Source organism: Methylomagnum sp., assembly GCF_054333355.1.
This window is the reverse complement of sequence record NZ_JBTEKS010000410.1, coordinates 1-3,824: the sequence shown is the minus strand read 5'-3', so window position 1 is coordinate 3,824 and position 3,824 is coordinate 1. Positions and strand designations below refer to the sequence as shown.

Sequence of the window (3,824 nt, the reverse complement as noted above, 5' to 3'; positions counted from 1 at the left end):
TGGCCGCACTCCCGCCCCTACAGCATTAGCAACGAAGCTCAGTCAACGCCTGACTCCTGTAGGGTGGGCATGTGTTCATGCCCACCATTCCCATGGGTTAAATCGGTATGAGTACATGCCCACCCCATACTGAGGATTCTTGCTAATCAGGTTGTGCTACTCGGGCTTCCCGCCCGCCGCCAGAAACATCCACGTCTCCACCACCGTATCCGGGTTGAGGGACAGGCTTCCAATCCCTTCCTGCAACAGCCACAGCGCCAAATCCGGGTGGTCCGACGGACCCTGCCCGCAAATGCCGATGTACTTGCCGCGCCGCCGACAGACCTGAATCGCCTGCCGGATCAGCGCCTTCACCGCCGGATTGCGCTCGTCGAAGCCGCCCGCCACCAGGCCGGAATCGCGGTCTATCCCGAGGGTCAACTGGGTCAGATCGTTGGAGCCGATGGAGAAGCCGTCGAAGATGTCCAGGAACTCGTCGGCCAGCAAGGGGTTGGAGGGAATCTCGCACATCATGATCCACTTGAGTCCATTGACGCCCCGGGGCAGGCCGAAGCGTTCCAGCAATGCCGCCACGCCCCGCGCCTCTTCAAGCGTGCGGACGAAGGGAATCATCACCTGCACGTTGGTCAGGCCCATGTCCTCGCGGACTTTTTTCAGCGCCCGGCATTCCAGTTCGAAGCAGTCCCGGAACGAATCGGCCACGTAGCGGGAGGCGCCCCGGAAACCGATCATGGGGTTTTCCTCCTTCGGCTCGTAGCGCTCGCCGCCTAGGAGGTTGGCGTATTCGTTGGTCTTGAAATCGGAGGTGCGGACGATGACCGGCTTGGGCGCGAAGGCCGCGCCGATGGTGGCGATGCCCTCCGCCAGCTTGTCCACGTAGAAGCTCACCGGGTCGGCGTAGCCGACGATGCGTTCGCGGATGGCGGCTTGCAACTCGGGCGTTTGCGCGTCGAATTCCAGCAGCGCCCTGGGGTGGATGCCGATCATCCGGGCGATGACGAACTCGATGCGGGCCAGGCCCACGCCGTCGTTCGGTATCCCAGCGAAAGCGAAGGCCCGCTCCGGGCTGCCCACGTTCATCATCAGCTTGAGGGGCAGTTCGGGCATGGTGTCCAGATTGATGCGGCTGACCTCGTATGGCAGCCTGCCCGCGTAGATGTAGCCGGTGTCGCCTTCGGCGCAGGAGACGGTGACTTCCGCCCCCGCTGGAATGGCGGAGGTCGCGTCGCCGCAGCCGACCACGGCGGGGATGCCCAGTTCGCGGGCGATGATCGCGGCGTGGCAGTTGTTCACCAATATCGGAGAGTAGCGGGCGGTGAATACGAGATAGTTGTGGTTATCCGCCACAGTGATGTTGTAAACCTCGCCCTCTCCTAAGTTAGCCTCGAACTTGGCTCGGATTTGCCGGAAGTCGGAAGCCAATAATTTTTCGATACGGCTTCTAAGCGCGGAATCCGCAATATCGGGCAAGTGATCCACCAATCCTAGTGCGTCGATCAGCAGGTTTTTACGCACCCGGAGATTAATATCCGAGTTGATATTGTTGGTGAGTAATTGCTTGGCATTGAAATATCGGCTCCCCATGCCACGTTGATCCCGACATAATACCCGTTGGGTATAGCGGCCCAATAAATTCAGTTTCTCCACAATTTGGACGTTGTAAATGGTCCGATTAGTGGTGACTGAGGGCACGATGCCAATCCTCAAGCAGGCCACGATCACCGCCTCCAATAACTCCCCATCGGCCACATAAAGATTGACCCGGCCATTGAGATAACTGCCGTCACCGTCAATTACGCCAGCCAAGAAGTGACAAGCGATTTCCGCATCGCTTTTAAGTAAGGTGGTGACGATGGTGTCTTGCTCGGCGCGTAAGGCCGTCGCGATGGATTTGAAGTAACAGCGATAGGCGTTGGCTTGTCCGATGACCTGCTGTCCCCGGATAAATCCATTGGAAACCTGCTTAACCGATTCCTTGAAAGATTTCCCGTAATTGTCCAATAAGGCTTGGTTCATCCGGGCGATGAAGTTCTGTTTGGTGGTTTCTGGCTTTTGAATAAAAGTGACTTCGCCATGGGTTCGGGACAAGTAGATACGCCCGTCGGTCATAATCCCGCCCAGCAGATAGGCCAGGGAGCGTTCCTTATCGGTGGAACTCGATAATTGCGGTAAATACTCGGCCAACAAGGCGCATTCATCCCGCGCCAACAGGGTTTGAATCTCCGTATCCACCAGTTCGGCGGCGGACAAATTCAGCATCTTGTGATCCGCGGTCAGATCTAGGTGATTACCCCGAATCCGACCTGTTTGTGAAAAACCGACCCGGATCAGTTCTGCCGTCCGCTTCATCACGGCTAATACTGGCTTCCATTCGATCTTCAAGGTTTCACGGTTCAGGGAAGGAATGCTAACGCCTTCATGGCCCCGCTCATCCAACTCCCGAAACGTTATGAAACCGACATTGGTCAACAACCGGGTATCACCGGAAAAACAAGTTCTCCCCCCACGATTAGTCACAATCGCACTGGCCCGCTTCATGATCGGCTCCCAATCCGGGTCCGTCATGTCCGTCACCAGCACGTCGCCCGGCTGCACCCAATCCATTTGCGCCACGCTCTGGATCACCTTGGCCTGACCCGCGCCGATCTTGTGGCCGACGCTGCGCCCCTGCGCCAGCACCGGGCCTTTCTCCTTCAACTGATAGCGCTCGATTTCCCGCGTGGCCCGGCTCTGCACGGTCTCGGGCCGGGCCTGGACGATGTACAAGCCGCCGTCCAAGCCATCCTTGGCCCATTCGATGTCCATGGGCCGTCCGTAATGCTGCTCGATGATGACCGCCAGCCGCGCCAGTTGCTCGGCCTCCGCGTCGGTGATGGAGAAGCGCCGTCGCGCCTCCTCCGGCGTGTCCACGGTGACGACGGCCTTATCCGGGTCGTAGAGCATCTTCACGCCCTTCTTGCCCAGACCGCGCCGCAGCACCGCTGATTTCCCCGCCGCCAAGGCTGGTTTGTAGACGTAGAACTCATCCGGGTCCACCGCGCCCTGCACCACCAATTCGCCTAGCCCGTAGGCGGCAGTGACGAACACCGCGTCGCGGAACCCGGATTCCGTGTCCAAGGTGAAAATCACGCCGCTGGCCGCCAAATCGCTGCGCACCATCCGCTGCACGCCCGCCGACAACAACACTTTGCGATGCTCGAAGCCCTGGTGTTCCCGGTAGGCGATGGCCCGGTCGTTGAACAGCGAGGCGAACACCAGTTTCACCGACTTGAGGACGCCCTCCAGGCCGCTGACGTTGAGGAAGGTCTCCTGCTGTCCGGCGAAGGAAGCGTCCGGCAAGTCTTCCGCCGTGGCGGAGGAACGCACGGCCACGGAAAAACCCTCGCCCGAGTCGCGGGCCAGTTCGGCATAGGCGGTGGCGATGGCCTGCTCTAGTTCCGGCGGAAACGGCTGCGCGACGATCCAGCGGCGGATGGTCTCGCCGACGCGGGCCAGGGCCGCCACGTCGGCGATGTCCAGCCGGTCCAGCTCCGCCCAGATGCGCTCGTCCAAGCCGCCCTGCGCGAGAAAATCCCGGTAGGCTTCCGCCGTGGTGGCGAACCCACCCGGCACGCTGACGCCCGCGTCCGACAGGCGACTTATCATTTCGCCCAAGGAGACATTCTTGCCGCCCACGCGGGGCACATCGTGGACGCCGAGTTCTTCGAATCCGATGACGTATGCGTTCATGGCCTTGCTCCATTCATCAGGTGATTAGAATCAAGTAGGACCGGCGTGGGAGTGGGCTTTAGCCCACGAGAAGCCATAACCATCGTGGGCTAAAG

General features: G+C 60.0%; 1 protein-coding gene. It reads right to left on the bottom strand.

Annotated features, from left to right (window positions below; translation table 11 throughout):
• Positions 1–156: 156 nt before the first annotated feature.
• Complete coding sequence (gene ppsA / locus ACXWUF_RS20235; RefSeq protein WP_458496373.1) at positions 157–3,729, bottom strand: phosphoenolpyruvate synthase; 3,573 nt, start codon at positions 3,727–3,729, stop codon at positions 157–159.
• Positions 3,730–3,824: the final 95 nt, after the last annotated feature.